At 53.3% G+C, this 14,823-nt stretch carries 11 protein-coding genes and 1 tRNA gene; 4 read left to right on the top strand and 8 right to left on the bottom strand.

Going from position 1 to position 14,823, the window contains the following annotated elements:
* Window positions 1-36 precede the first annotated feature (36 nt).
* The gene (locus B5D23_RS02540) at window positions 37-2,652 is read right to left on the bottom strand and encodes a tetratricopeptide repeat protein (RefSeq protein WP_144012511.1); all 2,616 of its coding nucleotides are present in this window, start codon (window positions 2,650-2,652) and stop codon (window positions 37-39) included.
* A gap of 42 nt (window positions 2,653-2,694) precedes the next feature.
* Between B5D23_RS02540 and B5D23_RS02535 the strand changes: the two genes are divergently transcribed.
* From B5D23_RS02535 to B5D23_RS02520, 4 genes are all read left to right on the top strand, one after another.
* A complete protein-coding gene (locus B5D23_RS02535) occupies window positions 2,695-3,060 on the top strand; it encodes a molybdenum cofactor biosynthesis protein MoaE (protein WP_078683811.1) in 366 nt (121 codons plus the stop codon).
* 125 nt (window positions 3,061-3,185) lie between these two features.
* A complete protein-coding gene (locus tag B5D23_RS02530; RefSeq protein ID WP_078683810.1) occupies window positions 3,186-4,286 on the top strand; it encodes a glycosyltransferase in 1,101 nt (366 codons plus the stop codon).
* 17 nt (window positions 4,287-4,303) lie between these two features.
* Window positions 4,304-5,395: a glycosyltransferase family 4 protein gene (locus B5D23_RS02525; protein ID WP_078683809.1), complete on the top strand. Its 1,092-nt coding sequence runs from the start codon at window positions 4,304-4,306 to the stop codon at window positions 5,393-5,395.
* A 15-nt stretch (window positions 5,396-5,410) separates the two neighbouring features.
* A tRNA-Tyr gene (locus B5D23_RS02520) sits at window positions 5,411-5,496 on the top strand.
* Window positions 5,497-5,638: 142 nt separating this feature from the next.
* Here B5D23_RS02520 and B5D23_RS02515 read toward each other — a convergent pair.
* The 7 genes from B5D23_RS02515 to B5D23_RS02485 form a co-directional block, all read right to left on the bottom strand.
* The gene (locus B5D23_RS02515; RefSeq protein ID WP_078683808.1) at window positions 5,639-7,450 is read right to left on the bottom strand and encodes a DegV family protein; all 1,812 of its coding nucleotides are present in this window, start codon (window positions 7,448-7,450) and stop codon (window positions 5,639-5,641) included.
* Window positions 7,451-7,580: 130 nt separating this feature from the next.
* The gene (locus tag B5D23_RS02510) at window positions 7,581-8,987 is read right to left on the bottom strand and encodes a class II fumarate hydratase (protein ID WP_078683807.1); all 1,407 of its coding nucleotides are present in this window, start codon (window positions 8,985-8,987) and stop codon (window positions 7,581-7,583) included.
* 30 nt (window positions 8,988-9,017) lie between these two features.
* The gene (locus B5D23_RS02505; protein ID WP_078683806.1) at window positions 9,018-10,205 is read right to left on the bottom strand and encodes a DNA polymerase IV; all 1,188 of its coding nucleotides are present in this window, start codon (window positions 10,203-10,205) and stop codon (window positions 9,018-9,020) included.
* Window positions 10,206-10,323: 118 nt separating this feature from the next.
* Window positions 10,324-10,860 (bottom strand): OmpH family outer membrane protein, encoded by a 537-nt coding sequence (locus B5D23_RS02500; protein WP_078683805.1) that lies wholly within the window; start codon window positions 10,858-10,860, stop codon window positions 10,324-10,326.
* A gap of 110 nt (window positions 10,861-10,970) precedes the next feature.
* Window positions 10,971-12,638 (bottom strand): gamma-glutamyltransferase family protein, encoded by a 1,668-nt coding sequence (locus B5D23_RS02495; RefSeq protein WP_078683804.1) that lies wholly within the window; start codon window positions 12,636-12,638, stop codon window positions 10,971-10,973.
* 129 nt (window positions 12,639-12,767) lie between these two features.
* Window positions 12,768-13,622 (bottom strand): ABC transporter permease, encoded by an 855-nt coding sequence (locus B5D23_RS02490; RefSeq protein WP_078683803.1) that lies wholly within the window; start codon window positions 13,620-13,622, stop codon window positions 12,768-12,770.
* Between the two features lie 37 nt (window positions 13,623-13,659).
* The gene (locus B5D23_RS02485) at window positions 13,660-14,673 is read right to left on the bottom strand and encodes an ABC transporter substrate-binding protein (RefSeq protein ID WP_200803614.1); all 1,014 of its coding nucleotides are present in this window, start codon (window positions 14,671-14,673) and stop codon (window positions 13,660-13,662) included.
* Between the last annotated feature and the right edge of the window lie 150 nt (window positions 14,674-14,823).

Raw genomic sequence — 14,823 nt, 5'->3', positions numbered from 1 at the left:
TCCGGGGCTGGCCCCGGTTCTCTTCCCCTCCCAACTTTACCCTTTACCGTCTTTGCTAAAAAGCGCTCGGCGTTTTTTTTCAAACACCAGTGCAGTGCGAATAGTGGAGAGAACGAGGGCAATCGCGGAAAAGATAACCACAGCACCTTTCTGGAGAGACCACTTCTGCTCTCCGACAAGAGAGTTAAGCCACGGGTACTGACTCATGTCCAAAAAGTAGACCGCAGCGGGTACCGCAGCGAGGGCGAAACCGAGACAAACGATTTCGATCCACATAAAACTCTTGCCTAAAATGAGCGAAAATAAGGTCGTGTCACGAATAATCTTAAGTGTAATAAGGCGATGCCCAAGCCGCTTGAGCTTGTCCTCAACCTTCTCAAAATACTCATGACTTCGGCGGAAATTTCGAGGGACCTGAAAATGCTGCTGCGCGACCCAGTTGAGCTTGGTCACACAATAATTGAAGTCCCGATTAAACTCTCGAAGCGCGCGAGGAAAAGGGAACCATGAAATTTCGCTGTTGATGACCTTGAGTTGCTGACGGAAACGCTTGCCCTTCTTTTCGAGAAGCTGCACTTCGGATTCGACACGGGCCTTTTTCTTTTTGGCAAGAAGCTTGTAACCATTGCTGAGATGGCAAAAGGCAACAAAATTCTCAATGCCATCCAAGCGAAGAAGCGCAGCAATGCGCCGCTGCATGTCCCGATTAAACTCGTGTTCCGTGCCAAACCACTCGTCGAGGTCAGCCTTTAATTCCTCAAGATTCTCCTTGCCTTCGATGGCCTTGGCTTTGGCTGTGCTCCAGACAGTCCAAAGATGAGAGAGAATCTGAAGATAGCCACGCTCAATTTCCGGATCCATGAGCAAACGATTGAACATGTGCGGATCGCGCTCAAAAAGATCATCTAAGACGCCAACGACATGCTCGGAAAAGCCCATACGCACCATGCACACAGCCTGACGATACAGCAGCTCATTCCAGCGAGGAGCGACACTCTGGGCGTCCTTATAAAAAGTGCTCGCAAGATCACTCCGCCCAATGACTTCATTGGCCCTGCCCTGAACAAATTTCAGATACGAAATGTGAAGCGGGGTTGCTCCGAGAGACTCAGCTTCCTTCCAGTAGGAGAGCGCGCGTTCAATGTCGCCACGCTCTAGAGCAATAAAACCAAGCAGCGAGCGAGACTTGTAATCACGCGGATGATGGAGGGCGGCATCCTTGGCAAGCCGCTCTGCACCGGGGATATCTCCAGCAAGAAGCGAATTGTATGCCTGCTCGACAGGACTGCTTTCCTGCGGAGAAAGCTGCTCCAAACCACGAGGCATGTTCTTGCCCTGCGCACGCCAGACAAGAGGGAGAAAACGAAGCTGACATACAGCCTTTGATTCAAAATAACTTTTGGTGAGAAGCGAAGGCTTTTCCTTGCCCTCCAAAAGGGCACGAACCCCTTCAAGTGGCTTTTCCTTGAGAGTATCACCAGCCTGATGATAGGCCTCGTTCATCTGCTCCACGTCAAGACGGGAAAGCTGCTTAATGGTCTCTGGCGAAAGTTCTGCTAGCTTTCGGCTTGGGCAGTCTTTTTCTGTATGGTTGCGCATGCCACAATAAAAGCACTCACGATGCTTGCCCGCGAGAAAACCAATTGGGAGTGACATGGGCAAAGAGCCGCCAAGTTCTTCTTCGCTGGACTCAGGGAGATAGAGATAACACCAGTCAGAAAAACGACTGCGCTCAAAACTGTAGTTAACGTCCTTGATGTGGAAAGGCTTGCCCAAAAGAAACGCTGAGCGGTAGCTCATGTGCGGGAAGTCTGGCGCGAGCTTCGCCCAGTCCAGCGGAATCTTCTTGGGAAGTTCTTCGTTGAACTGATAGCCGTCTTTTTCTACGGCAGCCATAACACTCGGCCAGTACGAAACATCACCCTTGCCTTTGCCACGATGCAAAAGAGAGAGAATCTCCATGCACCACTTGCGCAAAGTGCCGTAGCTGTCGAGATCACAAATCAGGTTATCGTTCTGGACAATGTAGCGAACTTTGAGCCGCTTGAGGACGTTCTCAATCTCTCCAAAAAACTTGCGCCAGCCCTCGACGAAACCTTCATCATGGGAATTTCCAAGAGGCTTAATCACAAAATACCAGCCCAGCTTGGAAGAAAATCCCATACGGGCGTCACCATGCAGCTCGCTCCACGACGCGGCAGAAAGTCCGACGTCAGGATGCTCCAGCTTGGTGAGCCGCATGCCCGGAATCGCTTCAATGGAAGGACGCAAATCAGGATGAATCAGGACCTGAAATGAATGTGGTTCCATTATTTGTTGACTGTACAACTCGGAATGAATTGACAAGGAGAGTTCAAGCTGGAATCCTACCTGTAAGGCTGATGGCATGGCCTGGAGAAACACCGGTAAATCATTAAGATTTGCCCAGACCTGAAGCCGTGCCAACGCTGTGAACACGTCCTTGGAGAAGAAGAACCAAAGAGCCTGATTCTGCTCTTCGGCAATACGCATTCCTCCAAAATCGTGAAAGGTATTGGGAATAGCGCTCGTCAGTTCCCCAGACCAGACAATCCAGACACAGAATCCGGTTGTAGACATCCGCGATTCGTGCAGGGACGGCTGGTCCTTGAGAAGAGACGATAAGGTATGCATTGCCACTGTTATAACCCTCTAACCCTGAAAGATGAGATCATCATGGATTTTTCAAAAACTATCGCAGAGCTGAAAAAAGATCCCGAGTTTACGCAAAACGTAGGAATGCTCCTGTGCCACAACGGGGTTGTACGAGGCACATCCAGAGCAGACATGGCCGAAGTCACACAGCTTGAGGTCGTTTCTGACCAGGCAAAGATTGACGCCCTGTGCAAAGAATACGAACAGCAGGAAGGCATCTGGCGCTGTGTAGCCGAGGGCCGCTCTGGCTGTTTCAAGCCCGGCGACGATGTTCTTTTTATCATTGTTGCTGGCGACTACCGCGAAAACGTTAAGGCCACTTTGGCCGAGCTTCTGGACCGGATCAAATCCGAGGCCGTCAGCAAAAAAGAAGCCTGCAATCGCTAGCGTTTTCCCGGATCGCTCACGGGAATTTTCTGCGGGTCCTTCTGCCAAGCGCCAAGCCCTTGACGCCAAGACAGAGGGACCCTCAAGTTTGTTGCAATTTCTATGCAAGGCCCGTAAAAATAAGCATGCGCATCATACAAGTCGTTAATGTTCGCTGGTTCAATGCAACCGCATGGTATGCCCTGTTTCTCAGTCGCCTTCTTCGTGATGCCGGACACGAGGTAATCGTCCTGACGCTCGAAGGGACGGAAACCCATGAAAAAGCCCTTGCATGGGGGCTTGATGCCCGTGCTCTCCCCCTCAACACCGTGAACCCCATAAGGCTTGTGTCACTGCTTTTTTCGCTGCGCAAGCTTGTCAAAACATTTCAGCCAGATGTGGTCAACTGCCATCGGGGTGAGTCCTTTATCTTGTGGGGCCTGCTCAAAAAGTGTGGCAAGGGCTTCAAACTCTTTCGAACCCGAGGTGACCAGCGCCTCCCCCGGAATAATTTTCCTAACCGCTGGCTTCATTCCTCGTGCGCTGATGGGGTCATTTCCACAAATTCTGTCATGCACCGGCACTTTTTGTCGAACTTTGGGATTCCCAACCCACAGCTCCACCTTATTCCCGGTGGCGTCGACAGGGATAAATTTCAGTTCTCCCCGGCAGGCCGAGCAGAACTCCGTGAGCAGTATGGCTACGCCGACAGCGATTTCGTCGTTGGCCTTCTTGGCCGCTTTGATGAAGTCAAAGGCCAAAAGGAACTTATTGCTTCCATTGCCACGCTCCGGGCACAGGGCCTGACCCAGATCAAACTCCTGCTCCTTGGGTTTGAAACAGCAACCTCCGAGCAGTCTGTCAGAACGTGGATTGCAGAAAACGACATGCAGGATGCCACAACCATAACAGGCTTCTGCCCCGACATCGCAGCCGCAATTTCCTGCTGTGACCTCGGCGTCATCGCCTCCAAATGGTCCGAGACCATTGCTCGTGCGGCGCTGGAATTCATGTCCTGCCATGTTCCTATTGTGAGTAGCTCCGTCGGTGTCATGCCCGATCTCCTGCCCGCAGAGGCGCTCTTTGCGCCCGGCGATGTGCAGGATATGGGTACCCACATTACGCGGGCATATACCGATGCCGCCTACTACGCCCGCCTTGGTCACATTCAGGGCGAGCGCATCAATCACCTGACCGGGGCAGACTTTCTCCAGCAGACTCTCAACGTGTACCGAGGACTCGCGTGAACGCCAGAATAGCAGTAATGCTTCCCAAACTTTCAAGCTACGGAGGGGCCGAAGGCTTTTCCCTGCGCCTTGCCACCGCCCTTGCCCAGGCCGGACACGAGGTTGATTTTATTTGCGCACGGCAAGAAGCTCCTGCGCCCAAAGGCGTCAACGCTATTGCTGTCGGTCGCCCGCCTCTGGGCCGTGCCGCAAAAATAGCATGGTATGCTTACGCCGCGGAGCAGGCTCGCAAACGCGGCAGCTATGACCTGAGTTTTTCTATGGGCAAAACGCTTCAGCAGGATGTTCTGCGCATGAGCGGAGGCCCACTGTCAGTTTTCTGGCGACTCTCACAGCGCGCATGGGAAAAGGGTTTTCCCCGCACCTGGAAGATGGCGCGGCGGCACCTTGCTCCTGCAAATTCCATCATACGCCGACTTGAAGAAGAATCACTGCGCAACCAGAAAGTCTGCGTCACGGTGTCCCACCGGGTTCGGGACTGGCTGCTTGAGGCTCACCCGTGGCTGGCAGAAAGAGATCTGCGCATTATCTACAACAAGCCTGACCTCACCCGCTTTTCGCCGCCGACACCTGATGAGCGTCTGGCGGCTCGAACACATTTTGGCGTGGCTGAGGGTGAATGTGCCATCTCTTTTGCAGGAACCAACTTTGCGCTCAAGGGACTGGAGACCCTGATTCGGGCGGTACACATGCTGCCAGAAAAATTTGTTGTGCTCGTGGCTGGGGGACGAAACCCAGGACGCTTTGGACAGCTTGCCGAAAAACTCGGACTTGAAAAAAGAATCCGCTTCCTTGGCCGCGTTGATGAGATGCCAACGCTCTACCGCGCCAGCGATATTTTTTGCCTTCCGTCTTTTTATGACACCTGCTCAAATGCCGTTTTGGAGGCGCTGGCCAGTGGAGCACGCGTTATTTCCACAAAAGATAACGGTTCCAGCTACTTTTTATCGCCAGAAAGAGTTCTTGAGGATTCTGCAGATTTCGAGAGTCTGGCGCAGATAATCGAAGCTTGTGCGAGCGAGCCTGCACCGGAAAACTTTGTCTGGCCAAAAAAAATTCGCGCTGGCATCAATCCATACCTTGACCTTGTGGAAGAACTGAACTATTAGCTTTTTCACCGAGACGGAGGGGTTCCCGAGTGGCCAAAGGGAACAGACTGTAAATCTGTCGGCGATTGCCTTCGGAGGTTCAAATCCTCCCCCCTCCACCATCGATAAAAATTCGTCCCGGCTTCTTTTGAAGCTGGGGCTTTTTTTTGGCCTTTTGTCCGACAACGGACCTTCTTCAATACGCATAAAAAAAGCCCCCTGCTCCGCGAGGAGAGGGGGCTTTGTCTTGTCATAAAGATGGACCTAGTCACCAAGCACAGCAATCGCTGCTGCACCCAGTCCAGAATAGCATCCAAGCACAGGAGACGCTTCCAGATCGAAAAGCGGCTCAACACCAAAATGATTCCAGATCAGATCCTTGTAGATTCGGCAGGTCTTTGGTGCGGCAACGTGTGCCACGGCAAAACGCAGATTGCGCTTGCCTTTGCAAACCTCACGAACGTTCTTCATAAGCACGGAACGGGCGTGGCGACGGCCAAGGCCCTTGCCGATAACTTCGGCTTTCCCGGTCTCAGGATCAAACGTCAGCACAGGCTTGATGTTCAACGCCTTGGCAATGGCTCCCTGCTTCTTGGAGAGACGGCCACCGCGTACGGCAAAATCAAGCGTATCCAGCGTCACAAAGATGCGAACCCGGCGAGCAGCATCACGGGCAACATCTGCAACTTCTGCGGCCGTCAGACCACGAGAAGCGGCAAGAGCTGCTTCACGTACGACCAAACCAAGACCAACGGTCAGGTTGTTGCCGTCAAGAACCTGAATGTGCTCAGCAGAATCAAGATTATTCGCAATGGCGCGAGAACCCTGCATTGTGCCACTGTTGGCAGCGGTTACATGGATAGCCACGATGTTCTCGTAGTTTTCCAGCATACCGTCATACAGCGACTTAAATTCACTTGGAGCAGGCTGAGACGTTTTGGCACTCTCGCTCTGGCGAAGCTGACTATTGAACTCCGCAGGCGTAATGTCGATTTTGTCTATAAATTCCTTGCCGTTCAGCGTCAGAGTCAACGGAGCAACACCAATGCCGTATTCCTTGAGAAAATCAGCAGGCAGGTCGCAGCAGGAGTCAGTAATGATACCAACATGCTGCTTTGCCTTTGCCAAAAGATCACGATGCTGTTTCAGCATGTCATCAATCTTTTTGTTGCTGATCTCGCCATAGGTTTCAGCAATGGCAAAGACGGCGTGGGGGTCGTTAACATGAACGTGAACGCGCACAGTCTCGGAAGTTCCCGCAACAATCAGGCTATCGCCCAGTTCTGCCAGTTCGGTACGCAGGGCATCACGGTCAATGTCTTTGCCGCGAAGCATGCATTCCGTACAAAACTGAAACGTTAAGTCTTCAACAGCAACGCGCTCCTGCACCTTGCCGCTGGCACCACTCTGGAGAATATCTTTCTCAATCTTCATGTCCAGACGGCCCTGCTCCACAAAGTCGCGAATGCCGTCCAAAAGATAGACAAAGCCCTGAGCTCCGGCATCGACAACGCCAGCAGTCTTCAGGGCAGCGAGTTTTTCAGACGTTTCCTCAAGTGAGACCTGCACCCGTTTATACGAATCCTGCAAGAGATCTGGGAAGTCACTGTACTTCTCGCAGTTGGCCTTCATATGGTCGGCCCAGTCCGTAATAACGGTGAGGATGGTTCCCTCTTTGGGATTAGCCATAGACTCCTTTGCCCGGCGCGCAGCTTCGCTTGCTGCATCAGCAAACTGCTGCGGGGTCAGACGGCACAGGTCCTTAACGCCCTCGGAAAAACCGCAGAAAAACTGGGCAAGAATAACTCCGGAGTTTCCTCGCGCACCCAAAAGTGCGGCTTCGGCAATAATCTTGCTCATTTTATCGATGGACTGATCGAGGGAATTGGACACACCATCAACGATAGACCGCATTGTACCGGCCATATTCTTTCCTGTGTCGCCATCCGGCACCGGGAAGACATTGATTTCGTCGAGATGTTCGTGCTTATCGATAAGCCGTTTTGCAGCGGCGCACAGAATCCGCTTAAAGCGGATACCGTCTATGTATTGGATTCTATTTGGCGTTTGAGCCATTGATTTTCCTCTCTGCTCTCAAGGATGATCACGAGTACTGCTTTCGCACTACTCTGTGTGACAGCCTCATATCGTTTTTACGACATTGAGGCAACTCTATGGATGCGTACGCAACTTTTGTTCTTTCCTTCTAGAGCAGCGGACCGGTCATATTTTCGGGCCTGATCTGCTGTTCAAATTCCTCTTCTGTCAGTATTTGCAGCTCACTGCATGCCATCTTGAGTGTGATGCCCCTTTTACGTGCATGCTGCGCAACTCGTGCAGCATCGTCATAACCTATAACGGGAACCAGTGCAGTGGCAAGCATAAGCGACTTGCCAACGTATTCTTTTATTTTAGAGGAGTTAGCCTGCAATCCAGAAAGCGTTTTTTCGCGGAAGGACCGCAGTCCCTTAGCGAGCGAATCCAAAGAAAACAGAACATCGTAGGCGATTATCGGCTTATAGACATTTAATTCAAAATTTCCCTGCGAGTCTGCGAACCCAATTGCAGCATCAAGCCCCATAACCTGCACACAAATCATGCACAACGCTTCGCACTGGGTCGGGTTCACCTTGCCGGGCATAATGCTTGATCCCGGCTCATTCACAGGCAGCTCCAGCTCACCAAGCCCACAATCTGGGCCACTTCCGAGCCAGCGAATGTCGTTGGCAATTTTCATCAGCGCCGAAGCAGCGACTCGCATTGCCCCAGACAGGGCAGTCAGAGAATTGTGCGCGGCCATGCGGGAATACATATTGGGAGCAACGACAAAAGGCAGGCCCGTCATCTCGGCCAGCTGACGCACAGCAAGTTCGCCAAAGGTCCCCGGAGCATTCAGCCCCGTTCCCACAGCTGTTCCGCCAAGAGGCAGGGCATAGAGCGCATCAGCACAGCGGCGCAAATGGTCCAGCGCGTCATCAAGCTGAGCCGCATACCCGGAGAATTCCTGCCCCAAAGTCAGAGGCACAGCATCCATAAGATGCGTGCGGCCAATCTTGACCACATGATCCCACTGCTCTGCCTTGCGAGCGAGGTCTTCGCGCACGTCATCAAGCTCTGGCACAAGTTCGCCAACAAGCTTCCGTACGGCCACCATCTGCATGGCAGCAGGAACAATGTCATTTGTGGACTGACAGCGATTCACATGATCGTTCGGATGGACGGGATCTTTTTTGCCTGGCTCCATGCTACTCAGAATGGCGGCACGGTTGGCAATGACTTCATTGACATTCATGTTGCTTTGGGTGCCACTCCCACTCTGCCAGATACTCAGCGGGAAATGTGCATCCAGACGCCCCTCGACGCCTTCGAGAGCAACTTTTTCTATAAGACAGCCAAGATCATTGCTCAGCAGACCAATTTCCATATTGGCCTTTGCCGCAGCAAGCTTGATCTGAAACAGGGCATGAATCAGGTCCAGTGGCATAGGTGGACCTGACGGGAAATTTTCCAGTGCACGCTGCGTCTGTGCCCCCCAAAGCTTGTTTGCGGGAACATTCACTGGGCCAAGAGAATCCTGCTCTATCCGGACGTCCTTTGTATTTTCGTCAGACATGCGTCTCTCCCTGTTTCTGGCATATGTCGTTCACTTTGGCTTTTTGACTGACGGTCCCCGAAGCACAGCCCCACGCCCAAACTTTTCACGTATGGCGTCGATTGTGCGATCAAGGTCCTTTTCGCGCGAGGTCTCGCCCTGCGACTTTTCTTCTCCATCTTCTTCAAAAAGACTGAGCTGCCGAGGAACAGCCCGAAAATTCGACACCCCAACACCAATAAGCCGAACCCGGCGCGGCAGGGCTTCCTTTTGGAAAAGCTGGGCCGCAACATCAAAAATCATACGGGTTTCGTCAGTTCGGCGGGCAAGAGTTTGTGACCGGGTGCGAGTGCTAAAGTCATCAAATTTGAGCTTGAGCGTCACCGTACGGCCACGAAGCTTGTGCCGCCGCAGGTCGTGCCCGACCCGCTCCGCATGACGCCACAGCCAGCCCAAAAGAAGCTCTCGATCAGTGGTGTCCTCCTCCAGCGTATTCTCGGCACTTGAGGACTTTGGCTCATGGTAGACCACCACAGGGGAAAGGTCGATGCCCTGCGCGCGATCATGCAGCAGAGTCCCCATCTTTCCAAAGCGCTTTTCCCAAAATCCCCGGGGCCACTGCAAGACATCCCCTGCCTTGCTTATGCCATAGCGGGAAAGCGCCTCCCGCGCCTTTGGACCAATGCCCGGAATTTTTCCAACCGGAAGAGTTTCCAAAAACTTTGTAACATCCTCCGGGCGAATTTCATAGATGCCATCCGGTTTATTCATGTCGGAAGCAATCTTTGCCAAAAACTTGTTGGGAGCGATGCCCACAGAACAGGTCAATCCAGTCGCAGCGAGCACTTCACTTTTGATATGCTGCGCCACAATTCGGGGCGCGCCAAAAAGGAGCGAGGTTCCGGTCACGTCAATATAGGCCTCGTCAACCGAGACCTGCTCCACCAGAGGCGATACAGTCCGAAAAATATCCATAACAACATGGGAGACTTCCTTGTATCGCCACCGACGCCCCGGCAAAAAGACACCCTGCGGGCAAAGCCGCCGGGCCGTTGCAACAGGCATGGCAGAATGAACACCAAAAACTCTGGCTTCATATGATGCTGTAGAAACCACGCCCCGGTGCCCCTGCCCAATGATGACAGGCTTGCCCCTCAGCTCCGGGGCATCGACCTGCTCAACGCTGGCAAAAAAAGCGTCCATATCGACGTGGAGTATGACCCGTTGTTCATCCTTCATATGCACGGTGTTCTCATTGCTCTTCGGCACTGTCAACACAGGCCAGACAAGGCATAAAAAAAGCCGTTTCCTCTGCGCGTGGCAAAGAAAACGGCTCACTCTGTCCTGTACTCAGGACTTATTTGCTTTCTTCAGCAGCCTTTTCAGGTGCGGCGCTCTCTTTCTTCTCTGGAGCAGGGATGCCCAGATCAATCTTGCGCGCATTCATAGCTGCAATGATGTCTTTGGTTACGTCAGAACTTTCATCAAAAGAAACAGCCTGCTGGCGGTTCATGATGACACTCAGGCCTTTTTCTGCACGGTATGCGTCCAGAGCTGCCTTGAGTTCCTTGTCCAGAATGGTCACCAGACGCTGCTGCTCACCAGTCATTTTCTGCTGAAGCTTCATGGCTTCATCACGCATGGCCTTCATGGCCGCGGCATCAGGCTTCTCCTTGCCAGTGGTCTGCGCCTGAAGCGTTGCCACTTTCTGCTGGAACTCCATGCTCAGGCCCTTGAGGTATTCGCCAGCCTCAACGCAAAAATCACAATTCTGGTAGACTTCGTTTGCGTCAACAACTGCAAGCTTGGGGCTTGCTTTCTGCTCCTGCTGGCATCCTGTCAGCCCCGCAAGGGCGAGCATCAGCACAGCGACAACCATCAGCTTGATTCTCATGACAACTCCTGTTTCTTATTCTCGGGCGAAGTCCCGGAAGTGCTCACTTTACCCTGCCCCACAGTTCAAGGCAAGGTTCAAGATTCTTTTCCTGTAATCTTTTGTGTCACTTAGAAGCCAAAGGCACAGCCATCAGCCCGGGCATCACTGCCCGCACACAAAAATCCAGTCGTGGGATTGCGCAAAATGCACTGCCCCCGACCAAAAAGTCCACGCTCATAGCCCTGCACACAGCGCACAGGGTGTCCAAGTGCAGACACGGCGTTTCGCAGCTGTTCAGGGACACTTTCTTCCAGCGCGACAAGACCTTGCGGACTGCCACTTTCTATACAAAACCGTCCCCGGTCCAGTGCACATTGCGGGTCATAGCCATCATCAAGAAGAGATGAAAGAACCTGCACATGTCCCTGTGGCTGCATAAAGCCTCCCATGACGCCAAACGGTCCGGCAAGCGAGCCATCAGCATATGTCATTAGGCCAGGAATAATAGTATGATACGGACGCTTCTCCGGGGCAAGCACATTATCATGCAACGGATCGAGCGAAAAATTATGTCCCCGATTTTGCACAGCAAATCCGGTCATTTTGGGCACTATTCCCGTTCCAAATGTCATGTAACAGCTGTTCACCATAGAACAGGCATTCCCCTCAGCATCAACCACGCAAAAATACACGGTGTCAGAGCTGGGAAGTGGCTGAGCGTTTACCGAGACATTTCGACGGTCCATAAAAATCTGACGGGCACAGCGTGCCGCCAAATCCCGTGACAGAAGCTGCTCAGACCGGGCGTGCATGGCGCGGGGGTCAGTGACATGCTCGCGACTCAGCGCAAAAGCCTGCCGCATAGCTTCAATCTGCATGTGCAAACGCATCGCCTCATCCCGCATATCCACACCGGACTCACGAAGCTCCTGCAAAATATTCAAGGCAATAAGCGCAGTAATGCCCTGCCCATTGGGGGCACACTCGTGCACAGTCATTCCCTGATACACCGTTGAAACAGAATCAGCCCAGTCGCAGTGATGCGCGGCCATGTCAGAGCGTTCGAGCACTCCACCCCGTTCCTGCACCGCCTGCACAATATCCGCCGCAAATTCTCCCGCATAAAACAGCTCATGGGCCGCAGCAGGAGTTCCCGCCCGCGAGAGTCCCGTCAAAACCCGCTCCATGCCGGGGCTGTACATCACTTCACCGGGACGCGGCGCACGGCCATTCTTGAGGAGTTCCTGTCCTCCAGCCACCCGCAAGACAGATTCGCCCTCTTTCCAGAGCATTGAGGTCACAGGTCCAACACTAAACCCTTCACGGGCACAGCTCAGAGCTGGAGCCAAAACCTGTTCAAGAGGCAAACGCCCATAGCGTTCAAGCAGCGCACACCACGCAGACAAAGCACCGGGTACCGTAACACACAGCGGATGCCGAGGCGGCAGCTCCGCACCACAGCGCTTTTTCACCAGCTCAAGGCTCAGCGCTTTGGGAGAACGACCTGACCCGTTAAGTCCGGCAACCTGCGCACAGGACGCATCATAATAGAGAGCAAAGGCATCGCCACCAAGCCCCGTAGAGCATGGTTCAATAACCGCAAGCACTGCGGCCATAGCTATCGCCGCATCTGCCGCAGTTCCGCCCTGTGCAAGCATCGAGAGTCCGGCCTGTACCGCCTGCGGCTGGCTTGCTGCGGCCATGCATTTTTGGGCAAAGACAGGAGAACGCCGGACACCCGGGCCAAAATCAGGGCAGCCTGCCGAATCAGAAAACGAAAAGGGAAACGAACGCATACACTCCTCCACGCGATGAATCATTCGGACCACGAAAGCTCTAGCATCTTCCACAGAATCCAGCCAGCACGCCATCAAAAGAGCATAAAAAAAGACCCGCACAAAGGCGGGTCTTCAGGAGGAATTGTCCTAGGCATTGGCCGATTCGGCGCTTGCCATGGCATGCGTCAAACGGTCAATAATGATTGCCAGAATAACGATGGACAGACCGGCAACAAAACCGCGTCCCACCTCAATTCTGTTGATTGCAACAAGCACTTCCATGCCCAGCCCACGCGCGCCAATCATGGATGCGACCACGACCATAGACAACGCCATCATGGTTGTCTGGTTCACGCCGACAACAATAGTTGGGCGGGCCAAAGGCAGTTCTACCTTTACGAGGGTCTGCCAGCCCGTTGCTCCAAAGGCCTGCGAGCATTCCAGCACGTCTTTGGGGACTTCGCGAATGCCAACATTGGTCAGGCGGATAAGCGGTGGCATGGCATAAATAATCGTTGCGAACAGCGCGGGCACCTTGCCAAGGCCAAAAAACATCAGCACCGGAATCAGGTACACAAAGCTTGGCATAGTCTGCATGGCGTCCAGAAGTGGTTTCATCACGGCCTGAAAGCGGTCACTTTTGGCCATGAGAATACCAAGCGGCACCCCACCAGCCAGAGACAGCACCACGGCCCCCACAACCAGCGAGAGGGTCATCATGGCAAAGTCCCAGTAGCCAAAACAGCCAATGGCAAAAAGCATCAGGGACATTACAGCGCCAGCACGCAGCTTGCCCATGATTCTCCAGCCCGCAATAAACGTCAGGACCAGCACGACAGGCCACGGTACCCAGAGGAACAGGCGCTCAACCTGTACCAGCATCGTGAGCAGCGTCTGGCCAACGCTATCGAAAAATTCGCCCCAGTGCATGAGCATCCAGTCCATGACCGAGTCAGTCCACTTTGCCAGCGGTATATAAAACATTTTGGGAAATTCAAACATACTGTCTCCTTGGTTTATGTTTCAGCACAGGCGAGGGTTAAATTGCAGCGAGGGCGTCCATAACCTTCACGGCATCAGCCTCGGAGACCCACGTCTTCCAGACTTCTGGATGCTTCTTCAAAAACCAAATCGCAGTCTCATCTGCGGAGCACTTTTCAGCACTCATATGCGCAAGAAATTCATTGTTCATCGCGGTGGTCGTCTCATATTTCTTGAGCAGCGCCACAAGCTCCGGAGCCTTTTCTGGCAGGCGCTTGTTCACGATGATGTGGACGCGGGGGACAGGAGCGGAACAGCCCCGGTCTTTCTCCCACTGCTCGTCGCTGTAGGCAGGCTCTTCAAGGCGGGTCATGTTATACATACCAAGCGCCCACGTGGGTGCCCAGTAATAGCCAACCCAGGCCTTGCCCTTGCGATACGCTCTGGTCATGGTGCCAGACAGTGCAGCGTCAGAACCGGGGATAAACATATTAAACGTGTCTTCCAGCCCATAGGCGGCAAACTTTCTTTCATTGTCCGGAGTCACGGACCAGCCCGCGATGGAGCCGTACAAACGGCCCTTGGTGGGATCTTCCGGGTCCTTAAACAGCTTCCAGTATTTTTTCAGGTCCTGCACGGTGCGCAGATCAGGAGCAACAGGCTTAATGCCGCGCTCTGGATCGCCCTTGATGAGATAGGTGGGCACCAGCCAGCCCTGCCAGGAGTCAGCAAAGTTTGAACCAAGATCAATCACCCGTTTCCGCGCAACAGCACGTTTCACGGCCCGCTGCATGTTGTCGACCCAGACTTCCATATCGACATCGACGTCGCCGGAAGCCACAGCCTGGAACATAATGGTCGTTCCGCCGGGCAGATATTCACTGTCATAGCCATAGGCATGCTTGATGATAAATCCCACAACACGGTTGTGGACCATCACGCTGTCCCAGCTCAGGTCAGTGAAAACAATCTTGTCCTGAGCCGAAGCAGGCCCGGCAAGACACGCAAGCCCAACAAAAGCGCTCATAAGACAAACAGCAACAGTTTTTCTGATCTTCATAAAATCAATCACAGAGCCTCCCGGTATATTTGGAACCTTTCAGAGAAGAAAGGCAGAAGCGGACTCGCCGCGGGGAGCGAAAGCAGACAGCTCACAGCTCTGGGCGAATCCTGATCGCAGAATGCACCATGACTCACCAGCTTAGTACTGGCGAGTCGGGCA

It is taken from the genome of Desulfobaculum bizertense DSM 18034 (assembly GCF_900167065.1).
GTDB classification, from domain to species: Bacteria; Desulfobacterota; Desulfovibrionia; order Desulfovibrionales; family Desulfovibrionaceae; genus Desulfobaculum; species Desulfobaculum bizertense.
Note: the sequence above shows the minus strand (reverse complement) of the source record. Positions and strands in the feature narration are given on the sequence as shown.

What these genes read in the sequence shown, in the direction of transcription:
- B5D23_RS02510 (WP_078683807.1), bottom strand. Translation starts at nt 8,987, where the DNA reads ATGTCTGACGAAAATACAAAGGACGTCCGGATAGAGCAGGATTCTCTT.
- B5D23_RS02530 (WP_078683810.1), top strand. Translation starts at nt 3,186, where the DNA reads ATGCGCATCATACAAGTCGTTAATGTTCGCTGGTTCAATGCAACCGCA.
- B5D23_RS02540 (WP_144012511.1), bottom strand. Translation starts at nt 2,652, where the DNA reads ATGCATACCTTATCGTCTCTTCTCAAGGACCAGCCGTCCCTGCACGAA.
- B5D23_RS02535 (WP_078683811.1), top strand. Translation starts at nt 2,695, where the DNA reads ATGGATTTTTCAAAAACTATCGCAGAGCTGAAAAAAGATCCCGAGTTT.
- B5D23_RS02515 (WP_078683808.1), bottom strand. Translation starts at nt 7,450, where the DNA reads ATGGCTCAAACGCCAAATAGAATCCAATACATAGACGGTATCCGCTTT.
- B5D23_RS02525 (WP_078683809.1), top strand. Translation starts at nt 4,304, where the DNA reads ATGCTTCCCAAACTTTCAAGCTACGGAGGGGCCGAAGGCTTTTCCCTG.
- B5D23_RS02505 (WP_078683806.1), bottom strand. Translation starts at nt 10,205, where the DNA reads ATGAAGGATGAACAACGGGTCATACTCCACGTCGATATGGACGCTTTT.
- B5D23_RS02495 (WP_078683804.1), bottom strand. Translation starts at nt 12,638, where the DNA reads ATGCGTTCGTTTCCCTTTTCGTTTTCTGATTCGGCAGGCTGCCCTGAT.
- B5D23_RS02490 (WP_078683803.1), bottom strand. Translation starts at nt 13,622, where the DNA reads ATGTTTGAATTTCCCAAAATGTTTTATATACCGCTGGCAAAGTGGACT.
- B5D23_RS02500 (WP_078683805.1), bottom strand. Translation starts at nt 10,860, where the DNA reads ATGAGAATCAAGCTGATGGTTGTCGCTGTGCTGATGCTCGCCCTTGCG.